Below are 14,867 nucleotides of genomic sequence, written 5' to 3'. Positions count from 1 at the left end.
TGTCATCCACTATCATTGACCTCGCCTGACTGGAATGTCCTGCAAAATGGGGTATAATGAATGCATGTTTAAAGCTCCATCAGCTTAAGATTCGGGGCAAATCGAGGAGGCGTTACGAATGAAAATTGCAATTGGTGCAGATCACGCAGGATACCGCTTGAAAGATGTTATTATCCCATTACTAGAACAACTCGGACATGTTGTACAAGATTTCGGTGTGAACGGTCCAGACTCAGTGGATTATCCTGATTTTGCAGCTGCTGTATGCGAGAAAGTCGTGTCTGGTGAAGCAAATCGTGGCATTCTAATCTGTGGAACGGGCATCGGCATGTCGATCGCAGCTAACAAATTCCAAGGCATTCGCTGTGCATTGGTACAAGACTTGTTCTCTGCAAAAGCAACTCGTGAACATAATGACTCCAACGTATTAGCACTTGGAGAGCGTGTAGTCGGTCCTGGCGTTGCAGAAGAAATCGTGAAAGTATGGCTGGAGACGGAGTTCTCAGAAGGTCCACGTCACTGTGCACGCATTGGTAAACTAACAGCACTTGAAGCTCGTTTACAATCCTAATCGGTTGGTGAAAAATGAAGCAGTTGGTGTAAAGGAGGAAGTTCCTATGCCAAACGAAGTTGCAGCAATTGGTGAAGCTACCGAGCAGAACTTGCGCGAACTTGTTCAAGCAGGAAGCATGCAGGCAGGTCAGCTTGTTGTGATTGGCTGTTCGACCTCAGAAGTGCGCGGTGCACATATTGGTACATCTGGGACACTTGAAGTCGCACAAGAGTTGTACCAAGCGATTGAGCTTGTATGTCGTGAATTCGGCTTATTTCCCGCCTTTCAATGTTGTGAACATCTGAATCGGGCATTAGTCGTAAGCAGCAAGGTTGCAGAGCGTTACCAGCTGGTACCCGTAAGTGTTATTCCAATGCCACGAGCAGGAGGTTCCATGGCAGCTTATGCTTACCGCCACTTGCCAGATGCAGTCGTCGTCGAGCACATTCGCGCCCATGCCGGGATCGATATTGGCTCTACCCTAATCGGTATGCATCTAAGACCGGTTGCCGTCCCTGTTCGTCCTTCGAACAAATTGATCGGCAGCGCTTATTGCACCATGGCATTCTCACGTCCTAAACTAATCGGCGGCACTCGTGCCGTATACACCTTAGATGAACCTCAAGATCAATCAACAAGTAATAACGAACTGAACAACTGTTTATAAAAATATAACGTTCAAAAAGGCATACGAAGTAAAACAGAATCGTAAGAGTGTGTTCATGAAGTTAGCGAAAGAGGAAGAAGCAACTGTAGGAGCGTAAGCGTTCGCCTTTGAAATCGTGAAGATACCATTAAATCAATTCAAAATTCACGATTGAGACAGCGACCGGAAGTGCTTTTTCCTCTGTAGCGTCCAACTTAATGAACACACTCCTGTTTCCACAGTATTCCGTCCTTTTTGAACCTACCCCCGAGGAGGAATCATCCATGGAATTTTTAAAAAACCAAGACCCTAAAATCGTCGAAGCCATTAACCTTGAGCTCGGTCGTCAACGTGACAAAATCGAACTTATCGCATCCGAGAACTTCGTATCCCGCGCAGTTATGGAAGCAGCAGGTACAGTTCTTACTAATAAGTACGCAGAAGGCTACCCAGGTCGTCGTTACTATGGTGGTTGCGAGTACGTAGATATTGTCGAAGACATCGCACGTGATCGTGCAAAAGAATTGTTCGGTGCAGAACACGTGAACGTTCAGCCACACTCTGGCGCACAAGCGAACATGGCTGTTTACCTTGCAGCTCTTAAGCCTGGTGATACTGTACTAGGAATGAATCTTGCACATGGTGGTCACTTAACACATGGTAGCCCAGTGAACGCTTCTGGTATTCTATATAACTTCGTGGCGTATGGCGTACGTGAGACAGACTCCCAAATCGACTATGAAGATGTACGTAAGGCAGCATTCAAGCACAAGCCACGTATGATCGTAGCAGGTGCAAGTGCTTACCCGCGTATTATTGATTTTGAAAAGATGGCTGCAATCGCAAACGACGTTGGCGCATTGTTCATGGTAGACATGGCGCATATCGCAGGACTTGTAGCTGCAGGTTTGCATCCAAACCCAGTTCCGCATGCTCACTTCGTAACGACTACGACACACAAGACCCTTCGCGGACCTCGCGGTGGTATGATCTTGTGCCGTAAATCTTGGGCGCAAGCCATCGATAAAGCGGTATTCCCAGGTTCCCAAGGCGGACCACTTATGCACATTATTGCAGCGAAGGCTGTTGCATTAGGTGAGGCGCTCAAACCAGAATTCAAGACATATGCACAGAACGTTATCGATAACGCAGTAGTTCTAGCAGAGAGCTTAACAGCAGAAGGTATCAATCTTGTATCTGGTGGTACAGACAACCACTTGCTACTCATTGATCTTCAAAACTTGAACCTTACAGGTAAAGTAGCCGAGCACTTGCTAGATGAAGTAGGCGTAACTTGTAACAAGAACGCAATTCCATTTGACCCAACATCACCATTCGTAACAAGCGGCATCCGTATCGGTACGCCAGCGGTTACTTCCCGCGGTATGGATACAGAAGCAATGAAGACGATTGCGAAGATCATTGCCCTTACACTGAAAAATCCAGAAGACGCAGCCGTTCACGAACAGGTTCGTGGCATGGTTAAAGGGTTAACAGATCAGTACCCGATGTACGAAGGATTAACTTACTAATAGCGAAATGTTCAAGACTTCTTCTCCTTGTGAGAAGGGGTCTTTTTTTAAAAGTAAAATATTTGTTTGCTATTCATTAATTTGTGATGTATTTCACAGAGCGCGCCAGTAGGAAGTGATATGATTTACTTGTAAAGCAACTCGAGGTTACTATTTAGACTAACACCTAGAGAAGACGAACACTCTTTCGAATCATCCATGATCACAACCCCAAGAAAAGAAAGAGACGTAGTCTGTAACATCGAGAGCACGGACCGCATATGAGCGTATCAGCGCATTGCACCGACGACTTTTGCATCCAACAAGGAAGCTGATCTACCCTAATAACCATCACACGAACTTACCTCAAGAATATTAGGGCGCTCACGCTACCTCGGGTTGTTTTTACGGATTTTTCTTGAATAAGAGCTAGCAATCACACATACATGAAGCCCATCGACTTGAGCCGAGGGCTTTTTGATTATTTTTAGATCGGATTTATGACAAACGGTGAAGTACAAGACTTACCGTTTTTTCTGGTATCTCCCATCCCAGATTTGGGTAGGATAAGGGGGAAACCGTATGGTATAATAGAACGGATTTTCATTGGATATAGAATGATTTTTTAGGAGGATTATTTAAAAATGGGAAAAGTGTTTGTGTGTGATCACCCACTTATTCAGCATAAGCTGACGCTCATCCGCGATGAGCGAACGAATACGAAGGATTTCCGCGATCTTGTCGACGAGGTTGCAACTTTAATGGCATACGAGATTACACGCAACTTGCCATTATCACCAATTCAAGTAAAAACACCAGTAACCGAAGCGACTTGCTATACGATTTCAGGAAGAATGCTCGGTTTAATTCCGATTTTACGCGCTGGACTCGGGATGGTAGAAGGTGTTCTTAACCTCATTCCAGGGGCAAAAGTAGGTCATATTGGATTATATCGCGACCCAGAGACCCTTCAACCCGTAGAATACTATGTGAAACTTCCTACTGACGTTCAAGAACGTCAATTGATTGTGCTTGATCCAATGCTAGCTACAGGTGGTTCGGCGATTGCAGCGATTACGGCACTTAAGAATCGTAACTGCACGCAAATCAAGTTAATGTGTCTAATTGCAGCACCGGAAGGCGTTCGCGCTGTGCAAGAAGCACATCCAGATATCGACATCTACTTAGCAGCAGTTGACGAGCAACTCAATGATCATGGTTATATCGTACCGGGTCTTGGAGATGCTGGAGACCGATTATTCGGCACGAAGTAGGATTCACAAGGGCGTTAATAGGGAGATAGAGAAGGGGGCTTACGGCTTGAAACGTTTAAAAATCATTACGATTTTTGGTACGCGACCAGAAGCGATCAAAATGGCACCTTTAGTACTTGAATTGCAAAAACATGAAGACAAGATTGAATCGCTTGTCTGTGTAACTGCACAGCATCGTGAGATGCTGGATCAAGTGCTGGACATTTTCAAAATTACACCTGACTTTGACCTGAATGTAATGAAAGACCGTCAAACATTAAATGAACTGACGATCCGCGTCTTACAAGGTCTTGATCCTGTGTTTAGTGAAACGAAGCCCGATCTTATTCTTGTACATGGTGATACGTTAACAACGTTCCTAGCGAGTTACGCTGCATTCGTGCAGCAAATTTCAGTCGGACATGTTGAAGCGGGTTTACGTACATGGAATAAGATGTCCCCATTCCCTGAAGAGATGAACCGTCAGTTAACCGGTGTGTTAGCTGACCTTCATTTCGCTCCGACAGACTGGTCTGCAGAAAACCTGCGCAAAGAGAACAAGTCGGAGAGCACCATCTATATTACAGGTAATACCGTGACGGATGTATTCCAATACACGGTTAAAGAAGACTTTACACATCCTGTACTAGATTGGGCGAAGGGTAAGAAGTTGATCTTGATGACGGCACACCGCCGTGAATCGCAAGGTGAGCCGCACCGTCGTATTTTTGAAGCGGTGAAGCGCTTGGCTGATGAGTTCGAAGATATTGCAATTGTGTATCCGGTGCATTTAAGCCCGGCTGTTCGTGAACCTGCCCATGCAATGCTTGGAGGTCACCCACGTATTAAGCTCATTGAACCGCTTGATGTGATGGAGTTGCATAACTTCTATCCACATACTTATATGATCCTAACCGATTCTGGTGGTTTGCAAGAAGAAGCACCATCGTTCGGTGTTCCTGTACTTGTACTGCGTGACACGACAGAACGTCCAGAAGGAATTGCTGCTGGAACTTTGAAACTTGTAGGTTCTGATTCTGAATTAATTTACAAGGAAGCTTGTGAATTGCTAACGAATCCAGAAGCCTATGAGAAGATGAGCAAGTCCGCAAATCCTTATGGGGATGGACAAGCGAGTGAGCGGATTGTCCAGGGCATTTTGAATCATTTTGGATTGCAGTCTGAGGGGCCAACTCCTTTCCAGCCTGAATAATATGAACATATTATGACAAAGCTTGCGGACAAGTCCTCAAGAATGGAGTTGTAAAGTCCGAAAAAGGCTGATCTGATGCGGTTTTCGGGCATTTTTCTCAAAAAGTAAGCGATTCAAATTGCATTGACAATGCGAAGTAGCGTTAGATAAAATAAACGTGGGCGAATGTGATGTATGTCACACAATACTGTATTTAGGAGCGTGAATGAGATGAAACCACCTCATTCCGATAGCAACCCATGGAAAGCCGTTGGGATGGTCAGCGCACTGGGAATTGACTTGGTCGTTTGTATGGGTCTCGGCTACTATCTAGGTAAGCTGATGAGTGATGCAGCAGGCGGGCAGCCGCTCTGGATCGTACTTGGCGTCGTTCTAGGACTAATAGTCGGAATTGTGAGCATCATCGTCATACTTCGTAAGGTTACAGGAGGCTCTAATGGATGATTTCCACGCTCACCTTGGGCGCTTACAGCGTTACACGCTCTTTTTCTTGTCAGCATGTTGTTTGGGATGGGCGATGTTCGCTGATTATCGACCGTATGTAGCAGGAGTCATTCTGGGTACAGCCGTTTCATTGATTAGCGCAAGATACATGGCTTGGAAGATTGATCAGATGTCCTCCGTCATACTCGATGGAGTTAGGAAACGAATCAATCTTGGATTTATGACAAGGGCTGCCTTAGCACTTCTCGCAGTCATGGTTGCAATTAAATCACCTCATGTTGATATTGTGAGCACTATGGTTAGTTTAGTTTTCGTGCAATTCTTATCGCTTATATTGGGTTTTGTTCAGTCTAGGCGCAAGTGAAGTGATTTATAAACCTCCACGGAAAGGGGTGAAAACAACTAATGCATTTATCACCGATAATGAATATCAATGGATTTCACTTGGACATTTCCGTCATCTTACCTATGATTGTAACCATGCTTATTATTCTAATTATCGCAAGGATTGCAGTTCGTAATCTATCTGTTGATAAGCCAAGTAAGATGCAGAACTTCATGGAATGGGTTATTGAATTCGTTCAAGGAATTATTGGAAGTGCGATGGATATGAAGAAAGGGAAAGCCTTTATTTCACTGGGTGTAACCTTAATTATGTTCATCTTCGTAAGTAATATGCTAGGCTTACCGTTTACGGTTGTAACGGAGGCACATGGTCCTGTATCGCTGTTCGGATACGACATCGTTAGTGCCGACAAATATGCAGAATTGCATAATGCAGGTAAGCACGTTGCACTTTCATGGTGGAAATCACCAACTGCAGACGCATTCTTCTCAATGGGTCTTGCTTTGATGGTTATCGTCATGGTGCACTTCCTAGGTATTACGCGTAATACGAAAGCTTACGTGAAGCACTATTTCCAACCCTATTGGTTCTTCTTACCGATCAATATTATCGAGCAGTTCTCCAAGCTACTAACACTTGGTATGCGTCTATTCGGTAACATTTTTGCAGGGGAAGTACTTATCGCTACCATTATTATGGCAGGTTATGCTGGTATCGTACCGATGGTCGCATGGCAAGCCTTCAGTGTGTTCGTAGGCGCAATTCAAGCATTCGTATTCGTTATGTTGACGATGGTTTATATTGGCCAGATCTTAGAGTCACATGATGATCACGATGAAGCACATCAACATTAAGTAATGCAGCTTTTCCCGAATGTTACGGCGCTAGGGTCGAGTATAAAACAAATTAAATTTTATGTATTTTAAGGGAGGAAGTTATACGATGGATTTGAGTATGATCGCAGCAGCAGTAGCAATTGGTTTGTCCGCACTAGGAGCAGGTATTGGTAACGGTTTGATCGTGAGTAAGACAGTTGAGGGTATCTCCCGTCAACCAGAACTTAAAGGTTCTCTTCAAACAACAATGTTTATCGGTGTTGGTCTAGTAGAGGCGATTCCAATTATTTCTGTAGTATTCGCATTGCTATTCTATTTCGTAAAATAATACCAGAATGAAGGTTTGGCGGGGAAGGCCTAAGCCATCCGCGCCTTCATTTTGTGATTTTGGCTAGTAGATACCCCTCAGAAGGGAGTGACTCGAATGAGTTTTACATTGGAAAATTCAATCATTGCCATCGTGGCATTCGCAATATTATATTTCTTCCTGCACCGTTACGCACTCGGTCCACTTATGGGTGTGATGGAACAACGTCGTACGTTAGTTGCTGATCAACTAGCGAATGCTGACAAAAACCGTAAAGATGCAGAAGCTTTGATCAGCGATCAAAGACAAGCTCTTCAAGCGGCTAAGAAAGAAGCTTATGACATTATCGAGCAATCGAAATTGACAGCTTCTCGTCAAGCAGATGACATTATTGCGCAGGCAAAAGCGGAAACTGTTCGTCTTAAAGAAGAAGCAGTACGTGATATCGAACGTGAGAAAAGTAAGGCAATCGCTGCATTGCGCTCAGAAGTTGGTACAATGTCCGTGGCTATCGCTGCGAAAATCATTGAAAAGCAAGTGGACGCTGAAGCTCAGCAAACGCTTGTTAACCAGTACCTGAACGAGGTAGGGGGAGTTCAATGAGTGACATCGTGGTAGCTAAGCGTTACGCGCGCGCACTGTTTGAAGTCGCTAAAGACAAAGGCATTATTGCACAAGTTCAAGATGAGCTTGCAGCAGTTGTCGAGTCTTTTCAGCAAAACAAAGAATTTATGCAAATTTTATCGCAGCCAAACATCGATGTGACGAAGAAAACAGCGCTTCTAGCGACTGTATTCGAAGGGAAAGTATCCGATGTGTTACTTCACACGTTGCAGCTTTTGGTTACTAGAGGTAGAGAAGGAATTCTTAACTCTATGCTTGTAGACTATGTAAAAATCGCGAATGATGCGCTTGGACGTGCGGATGCAACTGTCTATACACCATTTGCAATTACAGCAGCGCAAGAGCAAGAAATTGCAGCTCAATTTAGCAAAATTACGGGTAAAACCGTTCATGTACAATCTGTAATTAAACCGGATCTTCTCGGTGGTATTCAGGTGCGAATCGGTGACCGTCTATATGATGGCAGCCTTTCCGGCAAGCTGGATCGATTACAGAAATCATTGAAGTCTCAAGCATTGTAGATAGGGGTGAGGTTCGTTGAGTATCAGACCTGATGAAATCAGCACGCTGATTAAACAGCAAATTGAAAACTACAAGTCTGACCTGCAAGTCGTAGACGTAGGTACCGTAATTCAAGTCGGTGACGGTATTGCTCGCGCACACGGTCTAGAGAACGTGATGTCTGGAGAGCTTCTTGAGTTCTCCAACGGCGTAGTAGGGATGGCGCTTAACTTAGAAGAAAACAACGTTGGTATCGTAATTATGGGACCTTACACGGATATCCGTGAAGGCGACCAAGTTAAACGTACTGGCAAGATCATGCAAGTTCCTGTAGGTGACGAGCTTCTTGGTCGTGTTGTGAATCCACTTGGTATGCCGCTTGATGGCAAAGGTCCAATTGAAACAACACAAACACGTCCAATCGAATCACCAGCACCAGGCGTAATGGATCGTAAATCCGTACATGAGCCGATGCAAACAGGTATTAAAGCGATTGACGCGATGGTACCAATCGGTCGTGGTCAACGTGAGCTTATCATTGGTGACCGCCAAACAGGTAAGACAGCAATCGCAATCGACACGATCATCAACCAAAAAGGTAACGGCGTAAAATGTATTTACGTTGCGATCGGTCAAAAGCAATCTACTGTAGTTAACGTTGTTGAAACATTGCGTCGTCACGGTGCACTTGATTACACAATTGTTGTTACAGCAAGTGCTTCCGAGCCAGCTCCACTATTGTTCATGGCTCCATACGCAGGTGTATCGATGGCTGAGTACTTCATGTACAAAGGCGAGCACGCTCTAATCATCTATGATGATTTGACGAAGCAAGCTTCTGCTTATCGTGAGCTTTCCTTGTTGCTTCGTCGCCCACCAGGTCGTGAAGCTTACCCAGGGGATGTCTTCTACTTGCACTCCCGTTTGCTAGAGCGTGCTGCGAAGTTGAATGATGATCTAGGTGGCGGTTCCATTACGGCGCTTCCATTTATCGAGACTCAAGCTTCCGACGTATCTGCTTACATTCCAACGAACGTAATCTCGATTACGGACGGACAAATCTTCTTAGAAACCGACCTCTTCAACTCCGGTCAGCGTCCAGCGGTTAACGTTGGTATCTCTGTATCGCGTGTAGGTGGTGCTGCTCAGATCAAAGCAATGAAGAAAGTTGCGGGTTCACTTCGTTTGGATCTTGCTAACTATCGTTCACTTGCGGCGTTTGCTCAGTTCGGTTCTGACCTTGATAAATCCACGCAAGCTCAATTGAACCGCGGTGTACGTATGCTTGAGATCTTGAAGCAAGGCGTTAACGAACCAGTTCCAGTTGAGAAGCAAGTCGTGAGCTTATATACCGTTGTTAAAGGTCACCTTGATGTTCTTCCAGTTCATGATATTCGTCGCTTTGAAGCTGATTTCTTATCCTTCGTGGAAAGCAATCACGCTGAAATCTTGACGTCCATTCGTGAAACGAAAGACATTACGGCTGAGACGGAAGAAGCATTGAAAGCTGTCATTGCTAACTTCTTAAAAACTTTTGCAACAACCTAGAACATAACGGGCTTGCTTTCTAGCAAGCCGAATTCTTATACAAAGTAAGTTTGCTTACGAAGTCAGTTTTCTCTTCGAGAAAACTTTGAGGTGGTGAAAAGATGGCTAAAGGAATGCGCGAGATTAAACGTCAAATCAAGAGTACCCAGAATACGAAACAGATCACGAAAGCGATGGAAATGGTTGCCGCATCCAAACTGAGAAAAGCGACGGAAAGCGCAGAAGCTGCACGTCCTTACGCAGAGAAGATGAAAGAGGTAGTTGCCAGCATTGCAGCAGGATCTGTTGGGATTAAGCACCCGATGTTAGTAAAACGCGAGATCAAGAAGACGGGTTATCTCGTTATGACTTCTGATCGTGGTCTAGCAGGTGGTTTCAATGCCAACATCCTTCGTATGGTGATGACAACAATTCGCACGAGACATCAATCCACGGATGAGTATGCAGTGTTCGTAATCGGTCGTAAAGGTCGCGACTTCTTCCGTAAGCGGGGAATCCCGGTTGTAGAAGAGGTTACTGGCTTACCAGACGTAGTAAGTTTCTCCGAAGTCAAGAAATTAGCTGCGAAAGCAGTTCAATATTTTGAGAACGGATCTTATGACGAACTGTACTTGGTTTATAACCAGTTCAACAACGCGATTTCACAGACACCGGTTGAGAAGCGTTTGCTTCCACTGGATGAAGTGAAACACGATGGACCAGTTACGGCTTACGAATATGAGCCATCCGCAGAAGGCGTTTTGGAAGTCTTGCTTCCAAAGTATGCTGAAACATTGATTTATAGCGCAGTATTGGAAAGTAAAGCAAGTGAGTTCGGCGCGAAGATGACTGCAATGGGCAGTGCGACGAAGAATGCGACAGGCATGATTTCCTCATTGACGCTTATTTATAACCGTGCACGTCAGGCAGCAATTACGCAAGAAATTTCGGAAATTGTTGCGGGTGCAAACGCATAGGACGAAGCTCGCAAACTTAGAATCCTTCAACGGAATCTAGCCTGCGATGCTCGTCACTTATTGAACGGGAAACCGTTGTATGTGACTAGGAGGGAAACAAATGAATAAAGGACGCATTGTTGCCATTATGGGTCCGGTTGTCGACATCGAGTTCGAACGTGGTCACCTTCCGGAAATTCTTAATGCGATCAAAATTGAACGTAAAGCACAAAGCGCGAACGAAGTAGACATCGACCTAACAGTTGAAGCTGCTTTGCAACAGGGCGATAACATCGTTCGTTGTATCGCGATGTCCACGACGGACGGACTTGTTCGTGGTATGGAAGCAATCGACACAGGCGTGCCAATCTCTGTACCAGTAGGTCCAGCAACACTTGGCCGTGTGTTTAACGTATTGGGTAACCCAATCGACGATCAAGAAATTGACCGTACATTAGTAAAACCAATTCACCGTCAAGCTCCTGTATTCGAAGAATTGTCCACAACTGCGGAAATTCTTGAAACAGGAATTAAAGTAATTGACCTTCTTGCTCCTTATGCTAAGGGTGGTAAGATCGGTTTGTTCGGTGGTGCGGGTGTAGGTAAAACCGTTACAATTCAAGAGCTTATCAACAACATCGCACAAGAGCACGGTGGTATCTCCGTATTCGCGGGCGTTGGTGAGAGAACTCGTGAAGGTAACGACTTGTACCATGAGATGAAAGATTCCGGCGTTATTAACAAGACAGCGATGGTGTTCGGTCAAATGAACGAGCCTCCAGGCGCACGTCTTCGTGTAGCATTGTCCGGTCTTACAATGGCTGAGTATTTCCGTGACGAAGAAAATAAAGACGTATTGCTCTTTATCGACAACATCTTCCGCTTTACTCAAGCAGGTTCTGAGGTATCCGCACTACTAGGCCGTATGCCTTCCGCAGTAGGTTACCAACCAACATTGGCTACAGAAATGGGTCAGTTGCAAGAGCGTATTACATCCACGAAAAAAGGTTCCGTAACTTCCATTCAAGCGATTTACGTTCCTGCGGATGACTATACGGATCCAGCTCCAGCTACAGCGTTTGCTCACTTGGATGCAACGACTAACCTAGAGCGTCGTATTTCCGAGATGGGTATCTTCCCAGCGGTAGATCCACTTGCTTCTTCTTCCCGTATCCTAACTCCTGAAGTTGTCGGCGAAGAGCACTATCAAGTAGCTCAAGGCGTGAAGCAAATTCTTCAACGTTACAAAGAGCTTCAAGATATTATCGCGATCTTGGGTATGGATGAGTTGTCCGATGAAGACAAGCTCGTTGTACAACGTGCTCGTAAGATTCAGAACTTCTTGTCTCAACCATTCCACGTTGCTGAACCGTTTACTGGTAAGAAAGGTAAATACGTTCCGATCAAGGAAACAGTTCGCAGCTTTAAAGAAGTACTTGAAGGTAAGCATGATGACTTGCCAGAGGGTGCATTCATGTACGTTGGTACAATTGAAGAAGCGATTGAAAGAGCGAAAAGCATGTAATTTCGTTTTTTAAAAATAAAGCCTGTAAGTTCACCCTTTCCTGCAGGTTTGCAAAAAGGGAAGCATAGGGGGAATAAACGTGAGTACATTCCTATTGGAAATTGTCACTCCGGAACGTAAAGTGTACGCGAAGGACGCTTCAATGATCGTAGTTAGAGGTGTAGAAGGAGAACTCGGTATTCTCCCGAACCACATTCCGCTCGTAACACCTTTACGTATTGCGCCTTTAGTGGTGAAACGCGCTGGCAGCAAAGATGAAATCATTGCTGTTAACGGTGGATTCATGGAAGTGCGTAAGGATAAAGTTGTTATTCTTGCAGAAAGTGCAGAACTGCCTGAAGATATCGATCCTGAGCGTGCGAAGGTCGCTAAAGAACGTGCAGAAAAACGTCTTGCTTCTAAACAGCATGATGTGAATATGCTGCGTGCTGAGCATTCTCTTAAGAGAGCACTCAATCGAATGCATGTATCCGAAAACAGAAAATAAGTGTTATCAAGAAAGAGTCCCAATGGGGCTCTTTCTTTGCGTTTATATGTATAAATTTGAACCAATTGTGTCCGTTTCGTAAAATATTTAGAAGCTTTCAAAAATTAAGTATTTTCATTAGACACTCAAAAAAGCCCTGTGATATAATTATAAAGGTGAATATTACCATTTCTAATGATTGTAATTAGCATCCTTGATAATGGAGGCGGTTCCAAACCATGTATTCAAACAATTATTTGATTGTCGCAATTTTCCTTTTACTAGGAGTTGGACTTGCGATTGTGGCGTTTTCGGTAGGTAAGCTGCTTAGACCCTATAAGCCAACTGAACCGAAATATACCACGTACGAAAGTGGTAACGAGCCAATTGGTGAAGGACAAATCCGCTTTAACATTCGTTATTATTTATTTGCGCTCATGTTTGTTATTTTTGACGTGGAAACGGTGTTCTTGTATCCATGGGCTGTTGCATATAATCACCTTGGATTATTTGCACTAGTTGAGATGTGCATCTTTATCGTTCTGCTCTTGGTCGGATTACTTTACGCTTGGAAGAAGAAGGTGCTGCAATGGAATTCAATTTAGAATCAATCTCTCCTGAAGAGAGACAAGAGTTGGAGCGCAATGTGTTCATGACAACGCTGGAACAAGTCAAAGCGTGGGCCCGCAGTAATTCCTTGTGGCCGCTGACGTTCGGACTTGCTTGCTGTGCGATTGAAATGATGGGCACAGGCGCTTCTCACTATGATTTGGACCGATTCGGGGTTATTTTTAGAACGTCGCCGCGCCAATCCGATGTCATGATCGTTGCCGGTACGGTAACGAAGAAGATGGCGCCGCTACTTCGCCGTCTGTATGATCAAATGCCGGAGCCGAAGTGGGTAATTGCGATGGGGTCATGTGCAACAGCTGGCGGGCCGTACGTGAAGTCATATGCCGTTGTGAAAGGTGTGGATCAAGTCGTGCCTGTTGATATTTATATCCCAGGATGTCCGCCGAATCCAGCTGCACTGATCTATGGTATTAACAAGCTGCAAGAGAAGATTCGCTATGAGGCGAAGACTGGGAAGCAGGTGACGAATCGATGAGCGATGAGCAAAAGCGAGACGAAGCCTTAACAACATCACAAGAAAATAGTGATTCGACAGGAAGCGACACAAACGTCGAAAACCCAATCGAGTCTAGTTCTGAATCTGAAGTTAGTAAGCGTTCTCATAACGGTGAAGAAGCACCATTAAACGAGGTTTCAACGACAGAAGGTGGACAGCCTGTTGCTGTTGAGGAACTAGTGGAAATTGTCTCACAAGAATCCTCTGAAGGAGCTGAGGATACTTCTGAAGCTTCACCTGCACAAGCGGTAAGTGAGGATGCTCCTGCAACGTCTGTTGCAGGAGAAGAACAAGAAGTAGTGTCAGTTGCTATTGGAGTACAGACAACGGCAGATGCACCTATGAAAGCGCCTGTAACGGCAGCTGAAGCAGTGGCGCAGATAGCCTCAGCGCCCGCGCCAGAGCCGGGCCCAGCCAAACCCGACGTCCCTGCGGGAGACGTCGAAGCGGCTGCCGCTAGAGCGGCAGCACGCGCCGCGCGCGATCAAGCTCGCGCGGCAAAGGCGGCGGACGCCGCAGCTGAAGCTGATGCGGCGCCCGCCGCTCCTTCCCCGAACCAGCCCGTGCTGGATCGGGTCGTCGCGATCATCCGCGATGCGATCAGCGCGGATGCAATCGTGGACGCGTCGCTCAATAAGACCGACGCCGATGCTCCTATGGTGGTCGTCCACAGCGACCACTGGCTGCGCACAGCTGAGCTGTTGCGCGACCATGAAGAGCTAGAGTTGAAGTACTTGCGCAACTTGTCAGGTGTTGATTATGGCACACACTTGGAAGTCGTGTACCACCTGATTTCACTGGAGAAGCGCATCGATTATACATTCAAAGTTAGAACGGATCGTGATAACCCGTCTATTCCTTCCGTTACTCCAATTTGGGAGACGGCGAACTGGAATGAGCGCGAGGCTTACGATCTGCTTGGTATTGATTTCCCGGGACACCCGGCACTTACGCGGATTATGCTATCCGACGATTGGATCGGTCATCCGCTGCGTAAAGATTATGAACAGTACGACCCGGAGGTGTAGCT

The 14,867-nt window shown here is 45.5% G+C and carries 18 protein-coding genes; all 18 read left to right on the top strand.

Going from position 1 to position 14,867, the window contains the following annotated elements; all coding sequences use genetic code 11:
* The first annotated feature begins 118 nt into the window (after nucleotides 1–118).
* The 18 genes from rpiB (at nucleotide 119) to NV379_RS26115 (ending at nucleotide 14,865) form a co-directional block, all read left to right on the top strand.
* The gene (gene rpiB, locus NV379_RS20835) at nucleotides 119–571 is read left to right on the top strand and encodes a ribose 5-phosphate isomerase B (protein WP_258209277.1); all 453 of its coding nucleotides are present in this window, start codon (nucleotides 119–121) and stop codon (nucleotides 569–571) included.
* 46 nt (nucleotides 572–617) lie between these two features.
* A complete protein-coding gene (locus tag NV379_RS20830; RefSeq protein ID WP_258209276.1) occupies nucleotides 618–1,220 on the top strand; it encodes a TIGR01440 family protein in 603 nt (200 codons plus the stop codon).
* A 263-nt stretch (nucleotides 1,221–1,483) separates the two neighbouring features.
* A complete protein-coding gene (gene glyA, locus NV379_RS20825) occupies nucleotides 1,484–2,731 on the top strand; it encodes a serine hydroxymethyltransferase (RefSeq protein ID WP_258209275.1) in 1,248 nt (415 codons plus the stop codon).
* 623 nt (nucleotides 2,732–3,354) lie between these two features.
* Entirely contained in the window at nucleotides 3,355–3,984 is a 630-nt protein-coding gene (gene upp, locus NV379_RS20820) for a uracil phosphoribosyltransferase (protein ID WP_258209274.1), read from the top strand.
* Nucleotides 3,985–4,030: 46 nt separating this feature from the next.
* Entirely contained in the window at nucleotides 4,031–5,176 is a 1,146-nt protein-coding gene (gene wecB / locus NV379_RS20815) for a non-hydrolyzing UDP-N-acetylglucosamine 2-epimerase (protein ID WP_258209273.1), read from the top strand.
* A 210-nt stretch (nucleotides 5,177–5,386) separates the two neighbouring features.
* The gene (locus tag NV379_RS20810) at nucleotides 5,387–5,620 is read left to right on the top strand and encodes an AtpZ/AtpI family protein (protein ID WP_258209272.1); all 234 of its coding nucleotides are present in this window, start codon (nucleotides 5,387–5,389) and stop codon (nucleotides 5,618–5,620) included.
* Nucleotides 5,613–5,984: an ATP synthase subunit I gene (locus NV379_RS20805; protein WP_258209271.1), complete on the top strand. Its 372-nt coding sequence runs from the start codon at nucleotides 5,613–5,615 to the stop codon at nucleotides 5,982–5,984. The genes NV379_RS20810 and NV379_RS20805 overlap by 8 nt, the downstream gene beginning before the upstream one ends.
* A gap of 41 nt (nucleotides 5,985–6,025) precedes the next feature.
* The gene (atpB, locus tag NV379_RS20800; protein ID WP_258209270.1) at nucleotides 6,026–6,820 is read left to right on the top strand and encodes a F0F1 ATP synthase subunit A; all 795 of its coding nucleotides are present in this window, start codon (nucleotides 6,026–6,028) and stop codon (nucleotides 6,818–6,820) included.
* 88 nt (nucleotides 6,821–6,908) lie between these two features.
* Nucleotides 6,909–7,130 carry a F0F1 ATP synthase subunit C gene (gene atpE / locus NV379_RS20795; protein ID WP_258209269.1) on the top strand — a complete coding sequence of 74 codons (222 nt, stop codon included), beginning with the start codon at nucleotides 6,909–6,911 and terminating at the stop codon, nucleotides 7,128–7,130.
* Nucleotides 7,131–7,226: 96 nt separating this feature from the next.
* A complete protein-coding gene (atpF, locus tag NV379_RS20790; RefSeq protein ID WP_258209268.1) occupies nucleotides 7,227–7,712 on the top strand; it encodes a F0F1 ATP synthase subunit B in 486 nt (161 codons plus the stop codon).
* A complete protein-coding gene (locus tag NV379_RS20785; protein WP_258209267.1) occupies nucleotides 7,709–8,254 on the top strand; it encodes a F0F1 ATP synthase subunit delta in 546 nt (181 codons plus the stop codon). The genes atpF and NV379_RS20785 overlap by 4 nt, the downstream gene beginning before the upstream one ends.
* A 16-nt stretch (nucleotides 8,255–8,270) precedes the next feature.
* Entirely contained in the window at nucleotides 8,271–9,782 is a 1,512-nt protein-coding gene (gene atpA / locus NV379_RS20780; RefSeq protein WP_258209266.1) for a F0F1 ATP synthase subunit alpha, read from the top strand.
* 101 nt (nucleotides 9,783–9,883) lie between these two features.
* Nucleotides 9,884–10,738 carry an ATP synthase F1 subunit gamma gene (atpG, locus tag NV379_RS20775; RefSeq protein WP_258209265.1) on the top strand — a complete coding sequence of 285 codons (855 nt, stop codon included), beginning with the start codon at nucleotides 9,884–9,886 and terminating at the stop codon, nucleotides 10,736–10,738.
* 100 nt (nucleotides 10,739–10,838) lie between these two features.
* Nucleotides 10,839–12,242 carry a F0F1 ATP synthase subunit beta gene (gene atpD, locus NV379_RS20770; RefSeq protein WP_258209264.1) on the top strand — a complete coding sequence of 468 codons (1,404 nt, stop codon included), beginning with the start codon at nucleotides 10,839–10,841 and terminating at the stop codon, nucleotides 12,240–12,242.
* A gap of 79 nt (nucleotides 12,243–12,321) precedes the next feature.
* Nucleotides 12,322–12,729, top strand: coding sequence for a F0F1 ATP synthase subunit epsilon (locus NV379_RS20765; protein ID WP_258209263.1), 408 nt, complete (start codon nucleotides 12,322–12,324; stop codon nucleotides 12,727–12,729).
* 218 nt (nucleotides 12,730–12,947) lie between these two features.
* Entirely contained in the window at nucleotides 12,948–13,313 is a 366-nt protein-coding gene (locus tag NV379_RS20760) for an NADH-quinone oxidoreductase subunit A (protein WP_258209262.1), read from the top strand.
* Nucleotides 13,298–13,816 carry a NuoB/complex I 20 kDa subunit family protein gene (locus NV379_RS20755; RefSeq protein WP_258209261.1) on the top strand — a complete coding sequence of 173 codons (519 nt, stop codon included), beginning with the start codon at nucleotides 13,298–13,300 and terminating at the stop codon, nucleotides 13,814–13,816. The genes NV379_RS20760 and NV379_RS20755 overlap by 16 nt, the downstream gene beginning before the upstream one ends.
* Complete coding sequence (locus tag NV379_RS26115; RefSeq protein WP_308860316.1) at nucleotides 13,813–14,865, top strand: NADH-quinone oxidoreductase subunit C; 1,053 nt, start codon at nucleotides 13,813–13,815, stop codon at nucleotides 14,863–14,865. Before NV379_RS20755 ends, NV379_RS26115 begins: the two co-directional genes overlap by 4 nt.
* Nucleotides 14,866–14,867 lie beyond the last annotated feature (2 nt).

Origin of the sequence: Paenibacillus radicibacter (assembly GCF_024721995.1) — a bacterium.
Lineage (GTDB): Bacteria > Bacillota > Bacilli > Paenibacillales > NBRC-103111 > Paenibacillus_AM > Paenibacillus_AM radicibacter.
The sequence above is the reverse complement of the archived record's forward strand: the minus strand, read 5'-3'. Positions and strand labels throughout refer to the sequence as shown.

Bases quoted from the DNA above. Each gene is read 5' to 3' on its own strand.
- rpiB (WP_258209277.1), top strand. From the start codon at position 119: ATGAAAATTGCAATTGGTGCAGATCACGCAGGATACCGCTTGAAAGAT.
- NV379_RS20830 (WP_258209276.1), top strand. From the start codon at position 618: ATGCCAAACGAAGTTGCAGCAATTGGTGAAGCTACCGAGCAGAACTTG.
- glyA (WP_258209275.1), top strand. From the start codon at position 1,484: ATGGAATTTTTAAAAAACCAAGACCCTAAAATCGTCGAAGCCATTAAC.
- upp (WP_258209274.1), top strand. From the start codon at position 3,355: ATGGGAAAAGTGTTTGTGTGTGATCACCCACTTATTCAGCATAAGCTG.
- NV379_RS20810 (WP_258209272.1), top strand. From the start codon at position 5,387: ATGAAACCACCTCATTCCGATAGCAACCCATGGAAAGCCGTTGGGATG.
- NV379_RS20805 (WP_258209271.1), top strand. From the start codon at position 5,613: ATGGATGATTTCCACGCTCACCTTGGGCGCTTACAGCGTTACACGCTC.
- atpB (WP_258209270.1), top strand. From the start codon at position 6,026: ATGCATTTATCACCGATAATGAATATCAATGGATTTCACTTGGACATT.
- atpE (WP_258209269.1), top strand. From the start codon at position 6,909: ATGGATTTGAGTATGATCGCAGCAGCAGTAGCAATTGGTTTGTCCGCA.
- atpF (WP_258209268.1), top strand. From the start codon at position 7,227: ATGAGTTTTACATTGGAAAATTCAATCATTGCCATCGTGGCATTCGCA.
- NV379_RS20785 (WP_258209267.1), top strand. From the start codon at position 7,709: ATGAGTGACATCGTGGTAGCTAAGCGTTACGCGCGCGCACTGTTTGAA.
- atpG (WP_258209265.1), top strand. From the start codon at position 9,884: ATGGCTAAAGGAATGCGCGAGATTAAACGTCAAATCAAGAGTACCCAG.
- atpD (WP_258209264.1), top strand. From the start codon at position 10,839: ATGAATAAAGGACGCATTGTTGCCATTATGGGTCCGGTTGTCGACATC.
- NV379_RS20760 (WP_258209262.1), top strand. From the start codon at position 12,948: ATGTATTCAAACAATTATTTGATTGTCGCAATTTTCCTTTTACTAGGA.
- NV379_RS20755 (WP_258209261.1), top strand. From the start codon at position 13,298: ATGGAATTCAATTTAGAATCAATCTCTCCTGAAGAGAGACAAGAGTTG.
- NV379_RS26115 (WP_308860316.1), top strand. From the start codon at position 13,813: ATGAGCGATGAGCAAAAGCGAGACGAAGCCTTAACAACATCACAAGAA.